Consider the following 21,070-nt stretch of genomic DNA (forward strand, 5'->3'; position numbering starts at 1 on the left):
CCACCGCCGGCGCTGCCTTACGGGTGCGCGGCTTGGCCGCCGCCTCGGGCGCAGCCGCCGCGTCCGCGGCAGCCGCCGGGCGGGCCCGGCGCTTCGGCGCGGCAGGCGGGATTGCGATGCTCTCCTCCCCGGCAGGGGCCTTCTTCGGGCTGCGGGCGATGGCCGCCTCCTCTCTCAACGCGTCAGTACACTCTAGCCCAATCCGCCCCGCGCCGCCCGGATGGCGGTGGCGGAGGCCGGATGTTCCCGGGCCGGCACCAGGCACCAGGGGGCGTGGTCCGGCGCCGGCTGCGCCAGCAGCGCCGCCGGGCGGCGGCGCCAGCGCGCCAGGGCATGCGCCGCCTGGCCGTTCAGCGCCTTCCGGGTCTCGCCCGGCCGCGGCAGCACCGCAATGGGGGTGCCGCGCGCCAGCCGCCGCCACCGCCGCCAACGCGGCAACTGGTGCAAGTTATCCGCGCCCATCAGCAGAACGAAGCGGGCGCGAGGAAACCGCCTGACCAGCTTGGCCAGGGTGTCCACGGTGAAGCGGCTGTGCAGCCGCGCCTCCAGCTCCGTCGCCAGCACCCGGACGCCGTCGCCGATGGCGCGGGCGGAGGCCAGGCGCTCGGCGAAGGGCGCCATGCCGGCGCGCGGCTTCAGCGGGTTGCCCGGGGAGACGAGCAGCCAGACCTGGTCCAGCCGCAGCGCCCGCAGCGCCCGTTCCGCCACATGGCGATGCCCGGCATGGGCCGGGTTGAAGCTGCCGCCCAGCAGCCCGATGCGCGCCCGCCGCCGATCCCCGGCGGGGCCGGGCAATCCCGGCATGGTCCTGTCGTCCCCTCCCAGAGCGCGATCACCTCCGGCGCTCCGCCGAAAGCGTGAATCGCACGACCAGATACCCAAAGCGCGATCGCATGCGGCGATCTTCACCGAAGGCGCGGATCGCGCGACCGGCCCCCGGCTGCACCTCTCCCCCGCGACCTGGCCGCAAGCGCGCGCCGCGCGACCAAGGAGGAAGCCGGCGCAGGCGCCCGTGCCGCTTGCACGGGATGCCGCACCAGTCCTCAGGGCCTGACCTGCCCGGTGCCAAGAATATGGTAGCGATAGGTGCAGAGCTGCTCCAACCCCACCGGCCCGCGGGCATGCAGCCTGCCGGTGGCGATGCCGATCTCCGCCCCGAAGCCGAATTCCCCGCCGTCGCAGAACTGGGTGGAGGCGTTCCACAGCCCGACCGCGGAGGCGATGCCGGCGAGGAATTCCTCGGCCGCCGCCGCATCCTCGGTGATGATCGCCTCGGTGTGCTCCGAGCCATGGCGGCGGATATGCGCGATGGCCGCCGCCACCCCGTCCACCACCGCGACGTTCAGGATGGCATCCAGCCATTCGGTGCCGAAATCCCCGGCCGAAGCGGCCGGCAGCGCCGGGCAGATCGCCCGCGCGCGATCATCGGCGCGGAAATCGCAGCCCAGCGCCTTGAGGTCCGCCACCAGCAGAGGCAGCAGCGAGGGCGCGATGGCGGCGTCGATCAGCAGCGTCTCGGTCGCGCCGCAGACGCCGGTGCGGCGCATCTTGGCATTGGTCAGGACCCGGCGGGCCATCTCCGGTTCCGCCGCGGCATGGACATAGGTGTGGCAGAGCCCCTCGGCATGGGCGAGGACCGGCACCCGCGCCTCCTCCATCACCCGCGTGACAAGGCCCTTGCCGCCGCGCGGGATGATGAGGTCGATGAGCCCGGCGGCGCCGAGCATGGCGCCGACGAAGGCGCGGTCCGCATTGGGCGCGACCTGCACCGCCGCCTCCGGCAGCCCGGCTTCGCGCAGCCCTGCCGCCATCGCCGCATGGATGGCGGCGACGCTGCGGAGCGATTCCCGCCCGCCGCGCAGGATGACGGCGTTGCCGGATTTCAGGCAGAGCGCGGCGGCATCGGCGGCGACGTTCGGCCGGCTCTCGAAGATCATGCCGATGACGCCGAGCGGCTGGGCGATGCGGCGGATGCGCAGGCCGTTCGGCCGGGTCCATTCCGCCAGGGTGCGACCCACCGGGTCGGGCAGCTCGGCGACCTCCTCCAGCCCCTTCGCCATCGCCTCGATGCGGGAGGGGGTGAGGGTCAGGCGGTCCTTGAAGGCCGGGGACAGGTCCGGCGCGCCCAGCACATCCGCGGCATTGGCGGCGAGGATGGCGGGCGTGGCCCGGCGCAGCGCGGCAGCCGCCTCCCGCAACGCCCGGTCCTTCGCCGGTCGCGGCGCCCGGGCGAGCTCCGCGGCGGCCGCGCGGGCGGCGCGGGCGGCGGTCTCGAGCAGGACGATGGCGTCCAGCGCAGGGGTGGTGTCGGTGATGGCGTTCATTGCGAGCTCCCGCGACCATGCGTAGCGCGGGGGAGAGGGCGGGGGAAGGGTGCGCCGTGCCGGGTGATGGCGCGGCCCCGCTCAGGCCCTGGCCAGCAGCAGCGGCGCCACCGGCCCCACCCCCATGACCAGGGAGAGCGCGTAGCCTGCCTCCCCCGCCAGGGTGACCAGCAGCGGCAGCACCACCCGGCGCGGGCCTTCCTCCAGGGCAGCCTCCAGGTCGTCATCCGCCAGCAGGCGTAGCATCCCGGCCGGCCAGGCGGCGTTCCGCCCCTCCGGCAGGATGGTGAAGCCCGCCTCGGCATCGCCCGCCAGATGGACCAGCCCGCCCCGCGGCAGCGCCTCCGCCCCCAGCAGCGCGGCGTTCAGCACCAGCGGCACCAGCGCCGCCGGCACCGGGGCGGCGGGGGATAGCGCCGGCACCTCGAACCGCACCCGGGGGGAGGCCGGGGCGCCGCTCAGCAGCGCCGCCAATGCCGGGGCGTCCAGCGGCCCGCCTTGCGCGCCCCAGGCGGCGGCATAGAGCCGCAGGCGCTGCCGCAGCGCGCCCACGGATTCACGTGACAGGGCGAGCATTTCGGCATCACCCTGGTCCAGCATGTCGAGGGTGCCGGAAAGGCCGCCGACCACGCCGCCGAGGTCATGGCACAGCCGCGCGGCGACCAGTCGGGAAAGGCGGGAAGCGGCACTCATTGCTGGTTCATCCTGCGGGGAACGGGTCGTCTCGTGTTGATCACATTCCGGTTATTCAATCCTTGCGCCGCCATGGGGCGGAAATCGTGACCGGCCTGATCGAGCCGGGCATGTGGGTCCGGCACCCGGCGCGTCCGGATTGGGGCATCGGTCAGGTCCAGTCGGTGATCGGTGACCGGGTGACGGTGAATTTCGAGCATGCGGGCAAGCTGCTGATCAATGCGAAACAGGTCACGCTGGACATATTGGACCGCGACGAGGCCTGACCCCCGACTCGGGCACCACCGGGAAACCGGCCGGCGCGGGCATGGCGGGGGTTGCAGCCCCCGGGGGATGCGGACCAAATGCGTGGCGTGGACAAGCTGATGAAGCCCGGGCATGGCGCCATGATTGATCCGTTCGGCCGTCGGGTCTCGTATCTACGTGTCTCCGTCACGGATCGTTGCGATCTCCGCTGCGTCTACTGCATGGCGGAGGACATGACCTTCCTGCCGAAGCGGGAGGTGCTGACGCTGGAGGAGCTGGACCGGCTCTGCGGCGCCTTCATCTCCCTCGGCGTGGAGCGCATCCGGCTGACGGGCGGGGAGCCGCTGGTGCGGAAGGGGGTGATGACCCTGTTCCAGAGCCTCGGCGCGCGCCTCGGCGCCGGCGGGCTGAAAGAGCTGACGGTCACCACCAACGGCACCCAGCTCGGCCACATGGCGGAGGGGCTGTACGCGGCGGGGGTCCGGCGCATCAACGTCTCGCTCGACAGCCTGGACCCCGCCACCTTCAAGGCGATGACCCGCTGGGGCGAGCTGGAAAAGACGCTGGACGGCATCTTCGCCGCCAAGGCCGCCGGCCTCGCCGTGAAGATCAACGCCGTGGCGATGAAGGGCGTGAACGAGGGCGAGTACGACCGGATGATCACCTGGTGCGGCGAGCACGGCTTCGACCTGACCCTGATCGAGACCATGCCGATGGGCGAGATCACCGGGGAGCGGGTGGACCAGTACCTGCCGCTCTCCATGGTGCGGGCCAGGCTGCGGGAGCACTGGACGCTGGAGGAGACCGACTACCGCACCGGCGGGCCGGCCCGCTACTTCGTGGTGAAGGAGACCGGCCAGCGGCTCGGCTTCATCACCCCGATGACGCATAATTTCTGCGAATCCTGCAACCGGGTGCGGCTGACCTGCACCGGCACCCTTTACATGTGCCTGGGCCAGGAGGATGCGGCGGATCTGCGCCGGCCGCTGCGCGACCCGGAGGTGGACGATGCCGGGCTGCGCGCCGCCATCGAGGCGGCGATCGCCCGCAAGCCGAAGGGGCATGATTTCGTCATCGACCGCCGCCACAACCGGCCGGCAGTGGGCCGGCATATGAGCGTGACCGGCGGCTAGTGCAGCCAATCCCGAAGTCGCGCAGACTTCGAGGTTCGGCCGCCGGCCATCACGCTCCGGGCATGTCGGCCAGGCAGCGTCGCCCAGCGCCACGAATTCCAGCGCCACGAATTCGCGACTGAGCCACGAGTCAGAGCGATCGCGCACCGGCAGAGTGTCCTCCCCTGCCCTCCCGCCCACGACGTCGCCGCATGACCGGCGCGGCGGCGAAGACACAGGCCGCTCCCTCCCTGGCGGAACGACCGGCGCATGGCTTTGCCCGGCCAGGGCCGCTCAAGCTAGTGTCGGGGCCAGGTTTTCCAGCCTGCCGGGCCAGTCGCCCGCGGGCCTGCCGCGAGGGGATGAGGCGATGGAGCTGCTGCAGGAGATGGCGACCCGCCTCGCCGTGCCGGGCATGCCGGAATGGACCGGGCTGCTGGCCCTTCTGCTGCTGCTGCTGCTGGGCCTCGCCTTCCTGCTGATGCCCTTCAGCGTCTTCGGCCTGAAGGGCCGGCTGGACCTGATCGAGGCGCAGCTCGACGAGATCCAGGCGGAGCTGCGCAGCCTGTCCCTTCGCCTCTCGGACGCGCCGCGCCGTTCGGCAGCGGCGGATGATTGGCTGGAGGTGCCGGGCCACGGGATGCGCGCCACGGAGGACAGCCTGCCCCGCACCGCCCCGCCGGTGCCGCCCCCCGCCGCCTGGCCGGAAAGCGGCCGCGCCAGCCGGTCCGAGCCGCGCCTCGACTGGCCCCGCCGCTGAGCCGGGCGGCCCGTCCTCTTGCCGCAGGCCCCTCGGCCTGAGGGCAGGCTGCCGGCCATGCCGCTCCCCTGCTCCCCTCCCCTTGCCCTGAGGCCCCCGCCACGGCTTGATGCGCGGGACTGGAGCAGGAATTCCACGCGATGCGCGTCAGCGTCATCCAGATGAACCAGGGCAGCGACAAGGCGAGGAACCTGGCGGAGGCCGAGCGGCTGATCACCGCCGCCGTCGAGGCCGACCGCCCCGGCCTCGTCACCCTGCCCGAGACCTGGACCAATCTCGGCGGCGGCCGCGAGGCTCGCATGGCTGCCGCAGAGGTACTGCCGCCCGAGGGCAGCGGCGAACCCGGCGGCCCGGCCTATGAGCTGCTCCGCAGCCTCGCCCGCCGCCACGGCATCCATGTGCATGGCGGCAGCATGGTCGAGGCGGGCGACGGGAAGCTGTTCAACACCACCGTGGTCTTCGACCCCGCGGGGATGGAGATCGCCCGCTACCGCAAGATCCACCTCTTCGACATCACCGGCCCGGACGGCACCGGCTACCGCGAGAGCGCGCTCTACGGCGCCGGCGACCGGCTGGTGACCTTTGAGGCCGGTGGCCTCACCTTCGGCTGCACCATCTGCTACGATATCCGCTTCGCGGAGGAGTACATCGCCCTGCGCCGGGCGGGGGCAGAGGCGATCCTCGTCCCCTCCAATTTCACCCTCGCCACCGGCAAGGACCATTGGGAGGTGCTGCTGCGCGCCCGCGCCATCGAGAGCCAGTGCTGGATCCTCGCCGCCGCCTCCTGGGGGCAATATGAGGAGCGGGGCCAGATGCGCGCCGTCTATGGCCATTCCCTGGTGGCGGACCCCTGGGGGCATGTGGTGGCTAAGGTCTCGGACGGCGTGGGCTGGGCCACTGCCAGGATCGACAGCGGGGTGACGGCGCGGGTGCGGCGGGACATGCCGGTGCTGGCGCACCGCGATGCCCGGCCGATCGCGCTGTGAGCGACGCCGCGCCAGGCTTCCCGCTGCCGGTCACCCTCAGCCCCGGGGATTTCGCCGGGCGCATCGCCTTCCTGGCCTCCTCGGCGGAGGTGGCCTGCGCCGCCCGGACCCGCCTCGTCGCCCGCTACGGAGATGCGCCGCTCGACCAGGCGGTGGCGATCGTGGCGCTGGGCGGCGATGGCTGCATGCTGGAGACGCAGCACCGGCTGCTGGGCCGGAACATCCCGGTCTATGGCATGAATTGCGGCAGCGTCGGCTTCCTGATGAACGACTACCGGGAGGAGGCGCTGCCGGAACGCCTGGCCGATGCCCAGGCCGCCATGCTGCACCCGCTCCGCATGCGCGCCACAACCGCCAGCGGCGAGGTGCGGGAGGCGCTGGCGATCAACGAAGTCTCGCTGCTGCGGGAGACGCGGCAGGCGGCCAAGATCCGCATCCTGATCGACGGCAAGGAGAGGCTGGCGGAGCTGATCTGCGACGGGGTGCTGGTCTCCACCCCCGCCGGCAGCACGGCCTACAACCTCTCGGCGCATGGGCCCATCGTGCCGCTTGGCGCCAACCTGTTGCCGTTGACGCCGATTTCCGCCTTCCGCCCGCGGCGCTGGCGCGGCGCGCTGTTGCCTGCCGATGCCGAGGTGGCCTTCGAGATCCTGGAGGGCGAGAAGCGCCCGGTCGCCGCCGTGGCGGACTACACGGAGGTGCGGGAGGTGCGGCGCGTCGAGGTGCGGGAGGACCGCAGCATGTCGCTGACCCTGCTCTTCGACCCCGACCATGGCCTGTCCGAGCGCATCATCGCGGAGCAGTTCACGGTGTGAGCCAGCCGGCTGCGAGGGCGGAGGAGGCGGCGCCCGGGGACGCGGCGCCGTCCGCCTCCGACACCCGTCTCCTCTGGGGCATCGCCCTTGGCCAGACCATCGGCTGGGGCACGCTCTACTATGCCTTCCCGCTCTTCGGGGCGCCGCTCGAGGCCGAGCTCGGCTGGAGCCGGGCGGCCTTCAATGCCGGGCTGACCCTCTCCCTTCTCGTTTCCGGCCTCGCCGCCATTCCGGTGGGGCGGATGGTGGACCGCTCCGGCGGGCGGCGGATGGTGGCCTGGGGCGCGGGCGCGGGCGCGCTGTTGCTGCTGGCCTGGGCCGGCACCTCCTCCCTCCCCGTCTTCTGGGGGATCTGGCTGCTGATGGGCCTGGCCCATGCCGCCTCGCTCTGGGCGCCGGCCATGGCGGTGGTGGTGGCCATGGCGCGGGACCCGGCGCGGACCATCACCGGCATCACCTTCGTCACCGGCTTCACCGCCACCATCTTCACCCCGCTGACCGCGCTGCTGATCGAGGGCCTCGGCTGGCGCGGCGCGCTGCTGGCGCTGGCGGCGCTGCAGGCCGTGGTGCTGCCGCTGACCCTCTGGCTGCTGCCGGCCGAGGGCGAGCGGCCGAGCACCGCGCCGCGCCCGGGCTTCAGCCTGTGGCAGGCGGTGCGGCGCCCGGCCTTCCTGCAGATCGCCGCCTGCTTCGCCGCGCTGAGCTTCGTCAGCATCGGGCTGACGGCGCACGTCATCCCCATGCTGCGGGAGCGCGGGCTGGCGGAGCCGATGGTGATTCTCATCGTCTCGCTGCACGGGCCCTTCCAGGTGGCGGCGCGGGCCTTGCTGTTCGCGCTGGGGAAGCGGGTGACGATGCGGGGCGTCGGGAAGCTGGCGACGCTGCTGACGCCCTGCGCCATGCTGGTGCTGGCCCTGGCGCCGCCGGCGCTGCTGCCCTTCCTGCTCTACGCGCTGCTCTGGGCCATGGCGGACGGGCTGATGACCATCGTCCGGGCGGCGGGGGTGGCGGAGATTCTGGGACGGGAAGCCTACGGGACCATCACCGGGGCGCTCACCATGCTCTCCCTGCTGCCGCGGACCCTGGCGCCGCTGGCGATCGCGCTGCTGTGGGAGGGGATGGGCGGCTACGGGCCGGTGCCCTGGCTGCTGGCAGGGCTGGGCTGCGTGGCGGCGGCGACGTTCTTCCGGGCGGCGCGGTGATGGCGGCGATGGGGGCTCTGCCCCCATACCCCCGCCGGGGCCAGGACCGGGCCCCGGACCCCCGTCCGAGTTCCAGACCCGTGGTTTGAACCTGCCGACTCACACCGGGGGCCGGGAAGGGGTCCCCTCCCCGGCGGAGGTGCAGGAGGCAAAGCCTCCTGCCGGGGGCCTTGGGGGCAGGACCCCAACCTCACACCATATCGTTCAGATGGCACGCGCTCCGTCGCCCCGGCGCGATCGCCTTCAGCGCCGGCCGTTCCAGCTTGCAGCGTTCCATCGCATGCGGGCAGCGCGGGTGGAAATGGCAGCCGCTGGGCGGGTGCAGCGGCGAGGGGATTTCCCCCTGCACGCCCGCGAAGCTGCGCTTGCGCGTGTCGATCCGCGGCACCTCCGCCAGCAGCGCCTGGGTGTAGGGGTGGTTGGGCGAGCGGAAGACCTCCTCCGCCGGCGCCTCCTCCACCACCCGCCCCAGATACATGATGACGACGCGGTCGGAGAGGTGCTCCACCACGCCAAGGTCATGCGAGATGAAGAGGTAGGTAAGGTCCAGCTCCTTCCGGAGCTTCATGAAGAGGTTGAGGATCTGCGCCTGGATGGAGACATCGAGCGCCGCCACCGCCTCGTCGCAAACGAGGAAGTCCGGCTGCACCGCCAGCGCGCGGGCAATGCCGATGCGCTGCCGCTGGCCGCCGCTGAACTGGTGCGGGTAGCGCTTCTTCAGCGCGGGATCGAGGCCGGCGCGGCGAAGCTGCTCATCGACATAGCCGGCGAGGTCCCCGCGCCGCACCAGCCCATGCACCAGCGGCGCCTCGCCGACGATCTCCTCCACCTTCAGCCGCGGATTGAGCGAGGCGTAGGGGTCCTGGAAGATCATCTGGGTGGCGAGCTTCACCCGCCGCGCCTCGGGCCCGTCCAGGCTGCGCAGGTCGCGGCCATGGGAGAGGATGACGCCATCGCTCGGCGGCAGGATGCCGGCGATCATCCGCCCGAGGGTGGACTTCCCGCAGCCGCTCTCGCCGACCAGCCCGACGACCTCGCCGCGGCGAATGGCGAGATCGACGCCATCCACCGCATGCACCACCTCCTCCCGCACATTCACGCCGAGGCGGCGGGCGAGCTTCGCGGCGAAATCCAGCGTCTTCGAGAAGCGCCGGGAGACGCCGCGGGCCTCGACGATTGGCGGTGCGTCGGTGGTCCGCATCGCCGGGGCTTCCAGGGTCTCGCTCATGCCGGCACCGCCTGATCGAGATGCGGGTGGATGCAGCGCGCATGCCGTCCGGGCAGGTATTCCGCGAAGGGGGGCGGCTCGGCGCAGCGGGCCTCGGCGCGCGGGCAGCGGGCGCGGAAGGCGCAGCCCGGCGGCAGGTTGAGCAGCGAGGGGGTCATGCCGGGGATCTGGCTGAGCGGCGCGCCGCGATGGTTGCGGCTGGGCACGCTGCCGATCAGGCCATTCGTATAGGGATGCAGCGGCGCGTCCAGCACCTCGCCGACCGGTCCGCTTTCTACGACCTTGCCGGCATACATCACGGCGATGTCGTCGGCGAGGCCGGCGACCACCGAGAGATCGTGGGTGATCCAGATCAGCGCCGTGCCGTATTGCGCGCAGAGCTTCTGCGCCTCCGCCAGGATCTGACCCTGGATCGTCACGTCGAGCGCGGTGGTCGGCTCGTCCGCCACGATGAGGTCCGGCTTGTGCAGCAGGGCGATGGCGATGGCGACGCGCTGGCGCATGCCGCCGGAGAATTGGTGCGGATAGGCTTGCAGCCGCTCCTCCGGCGAGGGGATGCCTACCTGGCCCAGCGCATCCCGCGCCCGCTGCCGTGCCTCCGCCTTGCTGACCTTGGCATGGGCCAGCACCGTCTCGATCATCTGGGTATCGATGCGCAGAACCGGGTTCAGCGTCATCATCGGATCCTGGAAGATCATGGCGATGCGGTTGCCGCGGAGGCGGCGCATCTCCGCCTCGCTCAGCGTCGCCAGATCGGTTCCGCGGAACAGGATCTGCCCGCCGACGATCCGCCCCGGCGGATCGACCAGGCCGAGGATGGAGAAGCCGGTCACGGTCTTGCCCGAGCCACTCTCGCCCACCAGGCCGAGCACCTTGCCGCGCTCCACGGTGAAGGAGACATCGTCCACCGCCTTCACCACGCCGGCGCGGGTGAAGAAATGCGTCCGCAGGTTGCGGGCCTCGAGCGTCGGCGTCGTCACCGCTTCAGCCTCGGGTTCAGCACGTCGCGCAATTGGTCCCCGACCAGGTTGATGGAGACGATGGTCACCAGCAGGGCGATGCCCGGGTAGAAGCTGATCCAGTACTTCCCGCTCAGCATGTACTCATAGCCATTGGCGATGAGCAGGCCGAGCGAGGGCTCGGTGATCGGCACGCCGAGGCCGAGGAAGGAGAGCGTTGCCTCCAGCGCGATGGCGCGCGCCACCTGCATGGTGGCGACGACGATGAGCGGCGGCAGGCAGTTCGGCAGCAGGTGGCGGAAGATGATCCGGCGGGTGGGCAGCGCCAGGCATTGCGCCGCCTCGATATATTCCCGCCGCCGCTCCACCAGCGCGGAGCCGCGCACGGTGCGGGCGTAATAGGCCCATTCCACAACCACCAGGGCGATGACGACGTTGAGGATGCCCTTGCCCAGGAAGGCGAGGATCATCAGCGCCGCCAGGATGGCCGGGAAGGAGAGCTGCAGATCGACCAGCCGCATGATGAGGCTGTCCGTCCGTCCGCCGGCATAGGCGGCGATCATGCCGAGCGAGGCGCCGACCAGGCAGGCGATGACGGCCGAGCCGGCGCCGACGAGGAGGGAGATGCGCAGCCCGTACATGATGCCGGAGAGCATGTCCCGGCCCTGGTCGTCCGTGCCGAGCCAGTAGGTGAAGTCCGCGCCGCCGACGCTCCCCGGCTCCAGCCGCCCGTCCATGATGTCGAGCTGGGCGAGGTCGTAGGGGTTCTGCGGCGCGATCCAGGGGGCGAAGATCGCCACCAGGGCAATCAGGGTGAAGAGTGCGAGCCCGAACAGCGCCAGCCTGCTCTCGGCGAATTCCGAGGCGAAGCGGCGGAAGGGCGTCTCGACCCGCGGCGGGGCAACGCTGCCCGCGGTGGTGCTGCTCACGATTTGCCCTCCAGCCGGACACGGGGATCCAGCACCGAATAGGTGATGTCCACCACCAGGTTGATGGTGATGAAGAGCAGCACGATGATCATCAGATAGGCCACCATCACCGGCCGATCGAGCACGTTGATGCTGTCGATGATCAGCTTGCCCATGCCCGGCCAAGCGAAGACGCTTTCCGTCACGACGGAGAAGGCGATGGTGCCACCGAATTCCAGCCCCACCACCGTCACCACCGGGATCAGGATGTTCTTGAAGACGTGGACGAAGGTGACGCGGGAGGGGGAGAGCCCCTTGGCGCGGGCGAATTTCACGTAGTCCATCAGCATCGTCTCCCGCACCCCCGCGCGGGTCAGGCGGATGACGAGGCTGATCTTGAAGAGGGAGAGGTTGAGCGCCGGCATGACCATATGCGCCAGCCCGTCCCGCGTCAGGAAGGACCAGCGCATGCCGAGCACCTCCACCGTCTCGCCCCGCCCCGTGCTGGGCAGCCAGCCGAGCTGGACGGCGAAGACCATGATGAGCATCAGCCCGACCCAGAAGGTGGGCAGCGAGAAGCCGAGGATGCTGCCCGCCAGGATGCCCTTGGACAGCGGCGATTTCGGCCGGAGTCCGGCATAGAGGCCGAGCGGCAGGCCGATGAGCAGCGCCACGAAGGTGGCGCCAAAGGCCAGTTCCAGGGTCGCCGGCATGCGCTGGAGGATGAGCTGCAGCGCCGGCTCGTTGAACACGAAGGAGCGGCCGAGATCGCCCTGCAGCGCGCGCCCCAGGAAGACCAGGTATTGCTGCCAGAGCGGCAGGTCGAGGCCGAGCGCCTTCACCGCCCGCTCCCGCTCGATCTGGTCGGCCTCGGGGCTGATCAGGATCTCCACCGGATCGCCGATGGCATAGACGCCGAGGAAGACCAGCAGCGACATGGCCAGCACGACGCCGGCCGCCTGGATCAGGCGGCGAAGGAGGAAGACGGTCATCGCGGCGCCGCCGGACGGACATCCTGCGCCCGCGTCAGCTCATCCGCCCTGGCATCCATCGTCAGGCCGCGCCGCATGGCCCAGGCGTTCTTCTGGATGTGCAGCGGGATGATGCCGACATCCTCGAAGGCGACGCGGGTTGCCTGGCGCAGCAGCTCCTCGCGCTTCGAATCGTCCAGCTCCTGCATCGCGGCGGCGGTCAGCCGGTCCACCTCGGGGTTCGAGTAGCGGCCGCGGTTGGAGGCGCCGTAGCCCTTCTCCCGGTCAAAGGTGGCGACCAGGTTGCGCAGCGGGTTGGAGGCCTCGCCGGAGGAGGTGCCCCAGCCGATCAGGAACGCCGAGAGCTCCTGCCGCGCGGCGCGGCCGACGAAGCTGGTCCAGGGCTGCGCCTCCACCGTGGTGCGCACGCCGATGCGCGTCCACATCTGGCCGATCGCCTGGATGATGCGGGCATCATTCGGGTAGCGGTCATTCGGCCCGCTGAGGGTGAGGCGGAAGCCGTTGGGGAAGCCCGCCTCCGCCAACAGCTTCCGCGCCGCCTCGGCATCCGGGCGCGGCGGGTTCAGCCCGGGGACGTAGCCGAAGGCGCCTTCCGGCAGGAACTGGCCGGAGGGGATGGCCGAGCCTTCCATGATCCGCTCGGTGATCGCGCCGCGGTCGATGGCGATGGAGAGGGCCCGCCGCACCCGCACATCCTTCAGCGGGTTCTGCCGGATCGGCCTGCCGTCATTGTCCGCCACCTGGGGCGAATTCTCCGCCCGGCTGTGGTCGAGGCTGAGGAAGATGAGGCGGAGCCCGGTCACCTCCGCCAGGGTCAGGCGCTGGTCGGCGCGCAGCTTCGCCAGGTCGCTCGTCGGCACCTGGTCGATCACCTCGACATCGCCGGCGAGCAGCGCCGCGGTGCGGGCGGCGTCATTGGTGATCATCCGGTAGGTCACGCGCTGCCAGTGCGGCTTGGTGCCCCAATAGGTCTCGTTCCGCTCGAACTCGATCCGGTCGCCATTGCGGTGGCTGACCATGCGGAAGGGCCCGGTGCCGACAGCCATGGGCCCGGCATTGAAGCCTTCCGTCGTCGCCTGGGCATGGGTCTCCCGGTCCAGGATCATGACGCTGGCCAGGTCGGTCGGCATCAGCGGATAGGGCGCGGCGGTGCGCAGCCGGATGGTCAGCGGATCGACGATCTCCACCTGCCGGATCGGCCGCGTGTAGATGGCATAGGAAGAGGGGGAATTCGGCACGTTGGGGACGCGCTGGAAGGTGAAGGCGACGTCTTCCGCGGTGAACTCGCTGCCATTGTGGAAGCGCACGCCGGTGCGCAGCTTGAACTCCCATGTGGTTTCGTCCACCGCGCGCCAGCTTTCGGCAAGGTCGGCGACGACCCGCGCATGGCTGTCCGTCATGGTCAGCCCGCCGAAGATCATGTGGGCGACCGCGGTGTTCGGGGAGAGCTGGTGATAGTGCGGGTCCAGGGAGGTGACCGGCGCGCCGACGCCCATCACCAGGGTCTGCGCCGCCGCGCCCCCCGCCAGCAGGCACGCAAGCATCGCGGCGCTGCCCGCCGCACGCAGACCCTGTTTCATGTTGAACCCCGGAAGCCCAGCCCTGCGCCACTGTAGCAGCGCGCTTTGTGCCCTTCCAGCCGCTGCTGCCGGGGCAGCCTGCCCAAGCCCCCGGCACCGCCCTGCCTGCCTTGCCGGCATTCGCCCTGCCCTTCCCCTGCCCGGCCAGGAGGACGCAAGCGGGATGCCAGCGGCGCCCCGGGCTGCTAAAGCTGGGGGCAAAGCCCGCCGGAGACTGCCATGCGCCCAGCCCTCGCCCTTGCCGCCAGCCTGCTGCTGGCCCCCCTGTGCGCCCCCGGCGCCGCCCAGGCCCAGGGCGGGGCGGCGCCCAGCCTCTCCATCGGCATCGGCGGGGCCGTCACCTCGCTGGACCCGCATTTCTACAACGCCTCCCCCAACAACAGCCTGTCGATGCACCTGTTCGACCGGCTGGTGGAGCGGGACGCCAAGGCACAGCCCTATCCCGGCCTCGCCGATAGCTGGCGGGTGATCGACGGCACGGTGTGGGAGTTCAAGCTGCGCCAGGGCGTCACCTGGCATGACGGCAAGCCCTTCACCGCCGAGGATGTCGCCTTCACCATCGGCCGCACGCCGAACGTGCCGGGCAGCCCGGGCGGCTTCGGCGGCTTCGTCCGCGCCATCCAGAAGGTGGAGGTGGTGGACGCCCATACCATCCGCCTGCATACCGCCGCTCCCCACCCGCTGCTGCCGACCGAGCTGGCCTCGGTCGCCGTCATCTCCCGCCATGCCGGGGAGGGCGCCTCGACCGAGGACTACAACAGCGGCAAGGCGGCGATCGGCACCGGTCCCTATCGCTTCGTCGCCTACCGCCCCGGCGACCGCACCGAGCTGGCCCGCAATGAGGGTTATTTCCGCGGCATGGAGCCTTGGGCCCGGGTCTCCTACCGCTTCATCGCCAATGACGCAGCGCGCACCGCGGCGCTGCTGGCCGGCGATGTGGAGGTGATCGACCAGGTGCCGTCCTCGGACATGGCGAAGCTGCGGCGGGAGCCGCGCATCCACCTCTCCGAGATCCAGGGGCTGCGGCTGATCTATGCGACGCCCGACCGCTCCCGCCGTGGCCAAGTGCCCTTCGTGACGGACAATGAGGGCAAGCCCCTGGCGGCGAACCCCTTCGACGACGTGCGGGTGCGCCGGGCGCTGTCCATCGCCATCAACCGCCAGGCCCTGGCGGAGCGGGTGATGGAGGGGACCGCCCTGCCCACCGGGCAATGGCTGCCGGAAGGCACCTTCGGCTACAATCCGGAGGTGAAGCCGCCGGCCTATGATCCGGACGGCGCGAAGCGGCTGCTGGCGGAGGCAGGCTACCCGAACGGCTTCCGCCTAGTCTTCCACACGCCGAACGACCGCTACCCGAACGATGCCCGCGCCGCCCAGGCGGTGGCGCAGATGTGGACCCGCATCGGCATCCGCACGGAAGTGGAGGCGGCGCCCTGGGCCAGCTTCTCCGTCCGCTCCTCCCGCCAGGAATACGGCATCCGCCTCGGCGGCTGGGGCAGCGTGACAGGCGAAGCGAGCTATGCGCTGGTCAACATCCTCGGCACCTTCGACCGGGAGAAGCGGACCGGCGCCAGCAATGTCGGCCGCTATTCGAACCCGGAGCTGGATGCGCTGACGGCGCGCGCGGCCGCGACGCTGGACGATGCGGAGCGCGCGGCGCTGCTGCGTCAGGCGGTGAAGCTGGCGACGGACGACGTGGCCATCATCCCGCTCTTCCAGCTGGTGAATAGCTGGGCGGTGCGCCGCGGCCTGCGGCACGAGGCGCGGATGGATGAGCGGACGCTGGCCATGGGGGTGCGGCCGGAGTAACCCGCGACACGGCGCTTGGAGATCCCGGCGGGCCGTCATTCCGGCGGCGCCCAGCTCCGGGGTCCTCGCCAGGGCGCGGCGGGGGAATTGGCGAGGAACGCCACCGCGAACAACGTGGCCTATGTGACCAGCGACCCGCTCTATGCGCTGATTCGCTTCTTCCATTCGGGGCAGATCGCGCCGACCGGGGTGAATTGGAGCCACTACAAGGACACCGAGACGGACAGGCCGATCGACACCGCCACGCGGACCTTCGACAGCGTGGAGGTGGATAGGCTGATGGCGAAGGTGCATGAACGGGTGGTGGACCCAGCGCTGCTGGTCTTCGTGGTGCATGACACCAACCCGCATGTCGCGACACGGAACGTGCGGGGCTACATCCAGGCGCAGCACCGGTTCCAGGACCTGACGACGCTGGCCAAGGCATTGAGGGCGCTGCCCTCCTCAAACTCCACCCGCCGAAGGCTGCAAGGCCCCTGGACTCCTTGAGTTTCGTGGTCGGACCGTCGCGTCCTAACTCGTGGGTGTCCAGATGCCCTTCGGCCTTTGACGGGGTGAGCTCGAGAGGGGCAGCGCCCCTCTCGAAATGCGCCGTCACCCGGCGAAGCTGACCAGCTCCGCCCCTTCCTCCACCATCTCATCCAGCCTTGCCCGCACCGCCGCCACCACGCCATCCATGGGTGCGCGCAGCGTGAATTCCGTCTTCATCGCCTCGATGACCAGCAGCGGGGCGTTGCGCGAGACTTCCTCGCCCACCTGCACCAGCACGCGGGTGACGCGGCCCGGCACCGGAGCGGTGACGCGGTCGCTGCCTGCCGCCTCCCGCGCCGGCGGGGCCAGCGGGTCTTCCTGCACCACCAGGTGGTTGGCGCCGTCCAGGATGATGGTGATCTCCGCCCCGCGCCGCAGCAGGCCGAGGCGGCGAGTAATGCCATCCAGGCTCAAGCGGAAGCCCTCGGCCAGCGGCTCGAGCTTCGCCACCGCCGCGTCGCCTGGCAGCTCCAGCCGGTAGGCGCCCTCCCCCAGCGGCACGCTGCGCAGCCGGGTCGGCTCGCCCTCTCCCAGCCGGAAGAACAGATCCTGATAGCCCTCGCCATTCAGCCGCCAGGCATCGGGGGTGGCCCAAGGGCTCCAGGGATCGCCGCTGGAAGCTGCCGCGGCGGCGATGGCTGCCTGCTGGTCCCGCAGCACGAAGAGCGCAGCAGCGGCCAGCAGCAGGCGCGCCTCTGGCGCCGGCGTCGCCAGCAGCCCGGCGCCGTGGCGGGCGATGAAGCCGGTATCCAGTTCCGCCGCGGCGAAGGCCGGGTGTGCGGCGATGTTACGTAGCAGGGCGAGGTTGGTGCGCAGGCCCGCCACCTCATACTCCGCCAGCGCCGCGGAGAGCCGCCGCACCGCCGCCGCGCGATCCTCGCCCCAGACGATCAGCTTGGCGATCATCGGGTCGTAGAAGGGCGTGATGCGATCACCCTGCCGCACGCCGGTATCGACGCGCACCGCGCCGGGCTGTTCGGCCGGCTGGCGCAGATGCGTGAGCATGCCGGTGGCCGGCAGGAAGCTGCGCGCCGGATCCTCGGCGTAGAGGCGTACCTCGATGGCATGGCCGCGGAGCTGCGGCGCGGTGGTGGGCAGCGCCTCGCCGGCTGCGACACGGAGCTGCCACTCGACCAGATCGAGGCCGGTGACCATCTCCGTCACCGGATGCTCCACCTGCAGCCGCGTGTTCATCTCCATGAAGTAGAAGGCATCGCCTTCCGCGATGAACTCCACCGTCCCGGCGCCGACATAGCCCACGGCGCGCGCAGCGGCGCAGGCCGCCTCCCCCATCGCGGCACGGCGGGCGGGGTCCATGCCCGGCGCCGGCGCTTCCTCCACCACCTTCTGGTGACGGCGCTGGATGGAGCAGTCCCGCTCGAAGAGCGAGATGGTGTTGCCCTGGCTGTCGGCGAAGACCTGGATCTCGATATGGCGCGGCCGCGTCAGGTATTTCTCCACCAGCACCCGGTCATCGCCGAAGGCGGCCTTGGCCTCCCGTCGCGCGCCTTCCAGCGCCGCGGCGAATTCCTCCGCGCGCTCCACCACGCGCATGCCCTTGCCGCCGCCGCCGGCGCTGGCCTTGATCAGCACGGGGAAGCCGATGCGGCCCGCCTCCGCCGCCAGCAGCGCGGGATGCTGGTCCTCGCCATGGTAGCCCGGCACCAGGGGCACGCCGGCCCGCGCCATCAGCGCCTTGCTCTCGGCCTTGGAGCCCATGGCGCGGATCGCCTCCACCGGCGGCCCGACGAAGACGAGGCCCGCCTCGGCGCAGCGGGCGGCGAAGTCGGCATTCTCCGAGAGGAAGCCATAGCCCGGATGCACCGCCTCGGCGCCCGCGCGCTTCGCCGCATCGAGGATGCGGGCGATGTCCAGATAGCTCTGCCGTGCCGGCGCCGGGCCGATCGGCCAGGCCTCGTCGGCGAGTTCCGCGTGGCGCGCGCCGGCATCGGCCTCGGAATAGACGGCGATGGTGGCGATACCCATGCGTCGCGCCGTGGCGATCACCCGGCAGGCGATCTCGCCACGATTGGCGATGAGGAGCTTGCGGAACATCGCCGTCACATCCTGAACAGGCCGAAGCGGGTTTCGGGAATGGGCGCGTTCAGCGCGGCGGAGAGGCCGAGCGCCAGCACGCGCCGCGTCTCCGCCGGGTCGATCACGCCGTCATCCCAGAGCCGCGCCGTGGCGTAGTAGGGGTGGCCCTGTTCCTCATACTGCGCGCGGATCGGCGCCTTGAACTCCTCCTCCGCCTCGGCGCTCCAGGCGCCGCCCCGGCCCTCGATGCCGTCGCGCCGGACGGTGGCGAGCACGCTCGCCGCCTGCTCCCCGCCCATCACCCCGATGCGCGCATTCGGCCACATCCAGAGAAAGCGCGGCGAATAGGCGCGGCCGCACATGCCGTAATTCCCCGCGCCGAAGCTGCCGCCGATGATGACCGTAAACTTGGGCACGGCGGCGGTGGCCACGGCCGTCACCATCTTCGCGCCATCCTTGGCGATGCCGCCCGCCTCGTATTTCCGGCCCACCATGAAGCCGGAGATGTTCTGCAGGAAGACCAGCGGAATGCCCCGCTGGGCGCAGAGCTCGATGAAATGCGCGCCCTTCTGCGCACTCTCCGAGAACAGGATGCCGTTATTGGCGACGATACCGATGGGGTAGCCCCAGAGATGCGCGAAGCCGCAGACCAGGGTCTGGCCATAGAGCCGCTTGAACTCGTCGAACTCGCTGCCATCCACCAGCCGGGCGATCACCTCCCGCACATCATAGGGCGTGCGCAGATTGGCGGGCACCACGCTGTAGAGCTCCTCCGCCGCGTAGCGCGGCGGAGCAGGCGCGCGCAGCGCCATGGGCGGGCGCTTCACCGCGTTGAGGTTGGCCACGATGCGCCGCGCGATGCCGAGCGCATGCGCGTCGTTCTCGGCATAGTGGTCGGTGACGCCGGAGATGCGGCTGTGCACATCGGCGCCGCCCAGCTCCTCCGCGCTCACCACCTCGCCCGTCGCCGCCTTTACCAGCGGGGGGCCGGCGAGGAAGATGGTGCCCTGGTTGCGGACGATAACGCTTTCATCCGACATCGCCGGCACATAGGCGCCACCCGCGGTGCAGCTTCCCATCACGACGGCGATCTGCGGAATGCCGGCCGCCGACATGCGCGCCTGATTGTAGAAGATGCGGCCGAAATGCTCGCGGTCGGGGAAGACCTCGTCCTGGTTCGGCAGGTTCGCCCCGCCGCTGTCCACCAGATAGAGGCAGGGCAGCCGGTTCTGCTCCGCGATTTCCTGCGCCCGCAGATGCTTCTTCACCGTGATGGGGTAATAGGTGCCGCCCTTCACCGTGGCGTCGTTGGCGATGATGACGCATTCGCGGCCGGAAACACGCCCGATGCCGGTGATGATGCCGGCCGAGGGCACCTCCCCGCCATACATCCCCTGCGCCGCCAGCTGGCCGATCTCGAGGAAGGGCGAGACGGGGTCGATCAGCGCCCGGACGCGGTCCCGCGGCAGCAGCTTGCCGCGCGAGAGGTGCCGCTGCCGTGCCGCCTCGCCCCCGCCCTGGCGCACCGCCTCGGCGCGCTCGCGCAGATCGGCAACCAGCGCCCGCATCGCCGCCGCATTCGCCTTCGCCTCCGCCCCGTGGAGGTCCAGCGCGCTTTCCAGTGCCGGCATCAGGCGGTCTCGGCGAAGAGTTCGCGGCCGATCAGCATGCGGCGTATCTCGCTGGTGCCGGCACCGATCTCATACAGCTTGGCATCGCGCAGCAGGCGGCCGGTCGGGTAGTCGTTGATGTAGCCATTGCCGCCGAGGGACTGGATCGCCTCCAGCGCCATCCAGGTGGCCTTCTCGGCGGCGAAGAGGATGGCGCCGGCGGCATCCTTCCGCGTGGTCCGCCCAGCATCGCAGGCCCTGGCCACGGCATAGACATAGGCGCGCGCCGCATTCATCACCGTGTACATATCGGCAAGCTTGCCTTGCATGAGCTGGAATTCGCCGATCGCCTGGCCGAACTGCCTGCGTTCATGCACATAGGGCACCACCACATCCAGGCAGGCGCGCATGATGCCGAGCGGCCCGCCGGCCAGCACCGCGCGCTCATAGTCCAGCCCGCTCATCAGCACGTTCACGCCGCGGCCGACGCTGCCCAGCACATTCTCCTCCGGCACTTCGCAATCTGCGAAGACCAGCTCGCAGGTGTTGGAGCCGCGCATGCCGAGCTTGTCCAGCTTCTGCGCGGTGCTGAACCCCTTGAAGCTCTTCTCGATCAGAAAGGCGGTGATGCCGCGGGGGCCGGCCGCCGGATCGGTCTTGGCATAGACCACCAGCACATCGGCATCCGGCCCGTTGGTGATCCAGAATTTATTGCCGTTCAAGAGGTAGCGATCGCCACGCTTCTCGGCGCGCAGCCGCATGGAGACGACGTCGCTGCCCGCCCCCGGCTCGCTCATCGCCAGCGCCCCGACATGCTCGCCGCTGATCAGCTTCGGCAGATAGCGCCGCCGCTGCGCCTCATTGCCGTTGCGGCGGATCTGGTTGACGCAGAGGTTGGAATGCGCACCGTAGGACAGCCCCACCGAGGCGGAGGCGCGGCTGATCTCCTCCATGGCCACCACATGTTCCAGGTAGCCCATGCCGGCGCCGCCATACTCCTCCTCCACCGTGATGCCGAGCAGCCCCATCTCCCCCAGCCTGCGCCAGAGCGGCATGGGGAATTCGTTGCTGCGATCGGCCTCGGCGGCGAGCGGCGCGATTTCGGCGGCGGCGAAAGCGGCAACCTGATCGCGCAGCGCATCGGCGGTCTCGCCGAGGCCGAAATCGAGGCCGGGGATCTCGTTGCGCATGCGTTTCCTCCACGGGCCGTTGCGGGCCGGGCTTAAAAACAAACATACGTTCGTTTCCGGGGGAGAGGCAAGCCGCCGCTGCCCCCCG

The 21,070-nt window shown here is 70.8% G+C and carries 19 protein-coding genes; 8 read left to right on the forward strand and 11 right to left on the reverse strand.

Features of this window, described 5'->3' with window-relative positions; all coding sequences use genetic code 11:
• Nucleotides 1-192: 192 nt before the first annotated feature.
• The 3 genes from NJ376_RS17890 to NJ376_RS17900 all read right to left on the reverse strand — a co-directional run bounded on the left by NJ376_RS17890 (nucleotide 193) and on the right by NJ376_RS17900 (nucleotide 3,017).
• The gene (locus tag NJ376_RS17890) at nucleotides 193-804 is read right to left on the reverse strand and encodes a nicotinate-nucleotide adenylyltransferase (RefSeq protein ID WP_252954645.1); all 612 of its coding nucleotides are present in this window, start codon (nucleotides 802-804) and stop codon (nucleotides 193-195) included.
• A gap of 239 nt (nucleotides 805-1,043) precedes the next feature.
• Nucleotides 1,044-2,324, reverse strand: a complete 1,281-nt coding sequence (locus NJ376_RS17895) for a glutamate-5-semialdehyde dehydrogenase (protein WP_252954646.1) — start codon at nucleotides 2,322-2,324, stop codon at nucleotides 1,044-1,046.
• An 81-nt stretch (nucleotides 2,325-2,405) separates the two neighbouring features.
• Nucleotides 2,406-3,017, reverse strand: coding sequence for a histidine phosphotransferase family protein (locus tag NJ376_RS17900; protein ID WP_252954647.1), 612 nt, complete (start codon nucleotides 3,015-3,017; stop codon nucleotides 2,406-2,408).
• Between the two features lie 86 nt (nucleotides 3,018-3,103).
• Here NJ376_RS17900 and NJ376_RS17905 point away from each other — a divergent pair, with 86 nt between their 5' ends.
• From NJ376_RS17905 to NJ376_RS17930, 6 genes are all read left to right on the forward strand, one after another.
• Nucleotides 3,104-3,283, forward strand: a complete 180-nt coding sequence (locus NJ376_RS17905; RefSeq protein WP_252954648.1) for a DUF3553 domain-containing protein — start codon at nucleotides 3,104-3,106, stop codon at nucleotides 3,281-3,283.
• Nucleotides 3,284-3,403: 120 nt separating this feature from the next.
• Nucleotides 3,404-4,396 (forward strand): GTP 3',8-cyclase MoaA, encoded by a 993-nt coding sequence (moaA, locus tag NJ376_RS17910; RefSeq protein ID WP_252954686.1) that lies wholly within the window; start codon nucleotides 3,404-3,406, stop codon nucleotides 4,394-4,396.
• Between the two features lie 349 nt (nucleotides 4,397-4,745).
• A complete protein-coding gene (locus NJ376_RS17915) occupies nucleotides 4,746-5,135 on the forward strand; it encodes a hypothetical protein (protein ID WP_252954649.1) in 390 nt (129 codons plus the stop codon).
• Nucleotides 5,136-5,275: 140 nt separating this feature from the next.
• A complete protein-coding gene (locus NJ376_RS17920) occupies nucleotides 5,276-6,121 on the forward strand; it encodes a carbon-nitrogen hydrolase family protein (protein ID WP_252954650.1) in 846 nt (281 codons plus the stop codon).
• A 23-nt stretch (nucleotides 6,122-6,144) separates the two neighbouring features.
• Nucleotides 6,145-6,936: an NAD kinase gene (locus NJ376_RS17925; protein ID WP_252954687.1), complete on the forward strand. Its 792-nt coding sequence runs from the start codon at nucleotides 6,145-6,147 to the stop codon at nucleotides 6,934-6,936.
• On the forward strand, nucleotides 6,933-8,138 hold the full coding sequence (locus NJ376_RS17930) for an MFS transporter (RefSeq protein ID WP_252954651.1): 1,206 nt from the start codon (nucleotides 6,933-6,935) through the stop codon (nucleotides 8,136-8,138). Before NJ376_RS17925 ends, NJ376_RS17930 begins: the two co-directional genes overlap by 4 nt.
• A 190-nt stretch (nucleotides 8,139-8,328) precedes the next feature.
• Here the strand turns inward: NJ376_RS17930 and NJ376_RS17935 are convergent, their stop codons facing one another.
• From NJ376_RS17935 to NJ376_RS17955, 5 genes are read right to left on the reverse strand one after another with little or no spacing between them, the layout of a single operon-like run.
• Nucleotides 8,329-9,366 carry an ABC transporter ATP-binding protein gene (locus NJ376_RS17935; RefSeq protein ID WP_252954652.1) on the reverse strand — a complete coding sequence of 346 codons (1,038 nt, stop codon included), beginning with the start codon at nucleotides 9,364-9,366 and terminating at the stop codon, nucleotides 8,329-8,331.
• Nucleotides 9,363-10,346 (reverse strand): ABC transporter ATP-binding protein, encoded by a 984-nt coding sequence (locus NJ376_RS17940; RefSeq protein WP_252954653.1) that lies wholly within the window; start codon nucleotides 10,344-10,346, stop codon nucleotides 9,363-9,365. The genes NJ376_RS17935 and NJ376_RS17940 overlap by 4 nt, the downstream gene beginning before the upstream one ends.
• Complete coding sequence (locus NJ376_RS17945) at nucleotides 10,343-11,254, reverse strand: ABC transporter permease (RefSeq protein WP_252954654.1); 912 nt, start codon at nucleotides 11,252-11,254, stop codon at nucleotides 10,343-10,345. Before NJ376_RS17945 ends, NJ376_RS17940 begins: the two co-directional genes overlap by 4 nt.
• The gene (locus tag NJ376_RS17950) at nucleotides 11,251-12,225 is read right to left on the reverse strand and encodes an ABC transporter permease (RefSeq protein ID WP_252954655.1); all 975 of its coding nucleotides are present in this window, start codon (nucleotides 12,223-12,225) and stop codon (nucleotides 11,251-11,253) included. Before NJ376_RS17950 ends, NJ376_RS17945 begins: the two co-directional genes overlap by 4 nt.
• Nucleotides 12,222-13,769, reverse strand: a complete 1,548-nt coding sequence (locus NJ376_RS17955; protein ID WP_252954656.1) for an ABC transporter substrate-binding protein — start codon at nucleotides 13,767-13,769, stop codon at nucleotides 12,222-12,224. The genes NJ376_RS17950 and NJ376_RS17955 overlap by 4 nt, the downstream gene beginning before the upstream one ends.
• A 255-nt stretch (nucleotides 13,770-14,024) precedes the next feature.
• Between NJ376_RS17955 and NJ376_RS17960 the strand changes: the two genes are divergently transcribed.
• The gene (locus tag NJ376_RS17960; protein WP_252954657.1) at nucleotides 14,025-15,614 is read left to right on the forward strand and encodes an ABC transporter substrate-binding protein; all 1,590 of its coding nucleotides are present in this window, start codon (nucleotides 14,025-14,027) and stop codon (nucleotides 15,612-15,614) included.
• 87 nt (nucleotides 15,615-15,701) lie between these two features.
• The gene (locus tag NJ376_RS17965; RefSeq protein ID WP_252954658.1) at nucleotides 15,702-16,103 is read left to right on the forward strand and encodes a hypothetical protein; all 402 of its coding nucleotides are present in this window, start codon (nucleotides 15,702-15,704) and stop codon (nucleotides 16,101-16,103) included.
• 105 nt (nucleotides 16,104-16,208) lie between these two features.
• Here NJ376_RS17965 and NJ376_RS17970 read toward each other — a convergent pair whose 3' ends face one another.
• The 3 genes from NJ376_RS17970 to NJ376_RS17980 are packed head-to-tail and all read right to left on the reverse strand — an operon-like array spanning nucleotide 16,209 to nucleotide 20,982.
• Complete coding sequence (locus tag NJ376_RS17970) at nucleotides 16,209-18,200, reverse strand: acetyl/propionyl/methylcrotonyl-CoA carboxylase subunit alpha (protein WP_252954659.1); 1,992 nt, start codon at nucleotides 18,198-18,200, stop codon at nucleotides 16,209-16,211.
• 5 nt (nucleotides 18,201-18,205) lie between these two features.
• A complete protein-coding gene (locus NJ376_RS17975) occupies nucleotides 18,206-19,813 on the reverse strand; it encodes a carboxyl transferase domain-containing protein (RefSeq protein WP_305879998.1) in 1,608 nt (535 codons plus the stop codon).
• Entirely contained in the window at nucleotides 19,813-20,982 is a 1,170-nt protein-coding gene (locus NJ376_RS17980) for an isovaleryl-CoA dehydrogenase (RefSeq protein ID WP_252954660.1), read from the reverse strand. Before NJ376_RS17980 ends, NJ376_RS17975 begins: the two co-directional genes overlap by 1 nt.
• Nucleotides 20,983-21,070: the final 88 nt, after the last annotated feature.

This window comes from Siccirubricoccus soli, from assembly GCF_024178315.1.
Lineage (GTDB): Bacteria > Pseudomonadota > Alphaproteobacteria > Acetobacterales > Acetobacteraceae > Siccirubricoccus > Siccirubricoccus soli.

Bases quoted from the DNA above. Each gene is read 5' to 3' on its own strand.
- NJ376_RS17915 (WP_252954649.1), top strand. From the start codon at position 4,746: ATGGAGCTGCTGCAGGAGATGGCGACCCGCCTCGCCGTGCCGGGCATG.
- NJ376_RS17920 (WP_252954650.1), top strand. From the start codon at position 5,276: ATGCGCGTCAGCGTCATCCAGATGAACCAGGGCAGCGACAAGGCGAGG.
- NJ376_RS17935 (WP_252954652.1), bottom strand. From the start codon at position 9,366: ATGAGCGAGACCCTGGAAGCCCCGGCGATGCGGACCACCGACGCACCG.
- moaA (WP_252954686.1), top strand. From the start codon at position 3,404: ATGATTGATCCGTTCGGCCGTCGGGTCTCGTATCTACGTGTCTCCGTC.
- NJ376_RS17960 (WP_252954657.1), top strand. From the start codon at position 14,025: ATGCGCCCAGCCCTCGCCCTTGCCGCCAGCCTGCTGCTGGCCCCCCTG.
- NJ376_RS17955 (WP_252954656.1), bottom strand. From the start codon at position 13,769: ATGCTTGCGTGCCTGCTGGCGGGGGGCGCGGCGGCGCAGACCCTGGTG.
- NJ376_RS17980 (WP_252954660.1), bottom strand. From the start codon at position 20,982: ATGCGCAACGAGATCCCCGGCCTCGATTTCGGCCTCGGCGAGACCGCC.
- NJ376_RS17975 (WP_305879998.1), bottom strand. From the start codon at position 19,813: ATGCCGGCACTGGAAAGCGCGCTGGACCTCCACGGGGCGGAGGCGAAG.
- NJ376_RS17900 (WP_252954647.1), bottom strand. From the start codon at position 3,017: ATGAGTGCCGCTTCCCGCCTTTCCCGACTGGTCGCCGCGCGGCTGTGC.
- NJ376_RS17895 (WP_252954646.1), bottom strand. From the start codon at position 2,324: ATGAACGCCATCACCGACACCACCCCTGCGCTGGACGCCATCGTCCTG.
- NJ376_RS17970 (WP_252954659.1), bottom strand. From the start codon at position 18,200: ATGTTCCGCAAGCTCCTCATCGCCAATCGTGGCGAGATCGCCTGCCGG.
- NJ376_RS17950 (WP_252954655.1), bottom strand. From the start codon at position 12,225: ATGACCGTCTTCCTCCTTCGCCGCCTGATCCAGGCGGCCGGCGTCGTG.
- NJ376_RS17890 (WP_252954645.1), bottom strand. From the start codon at position 804: ATGCCGGGATTGCCCGGCCCCGCCGGGGATCGGCGGCGGGCGCGCATC.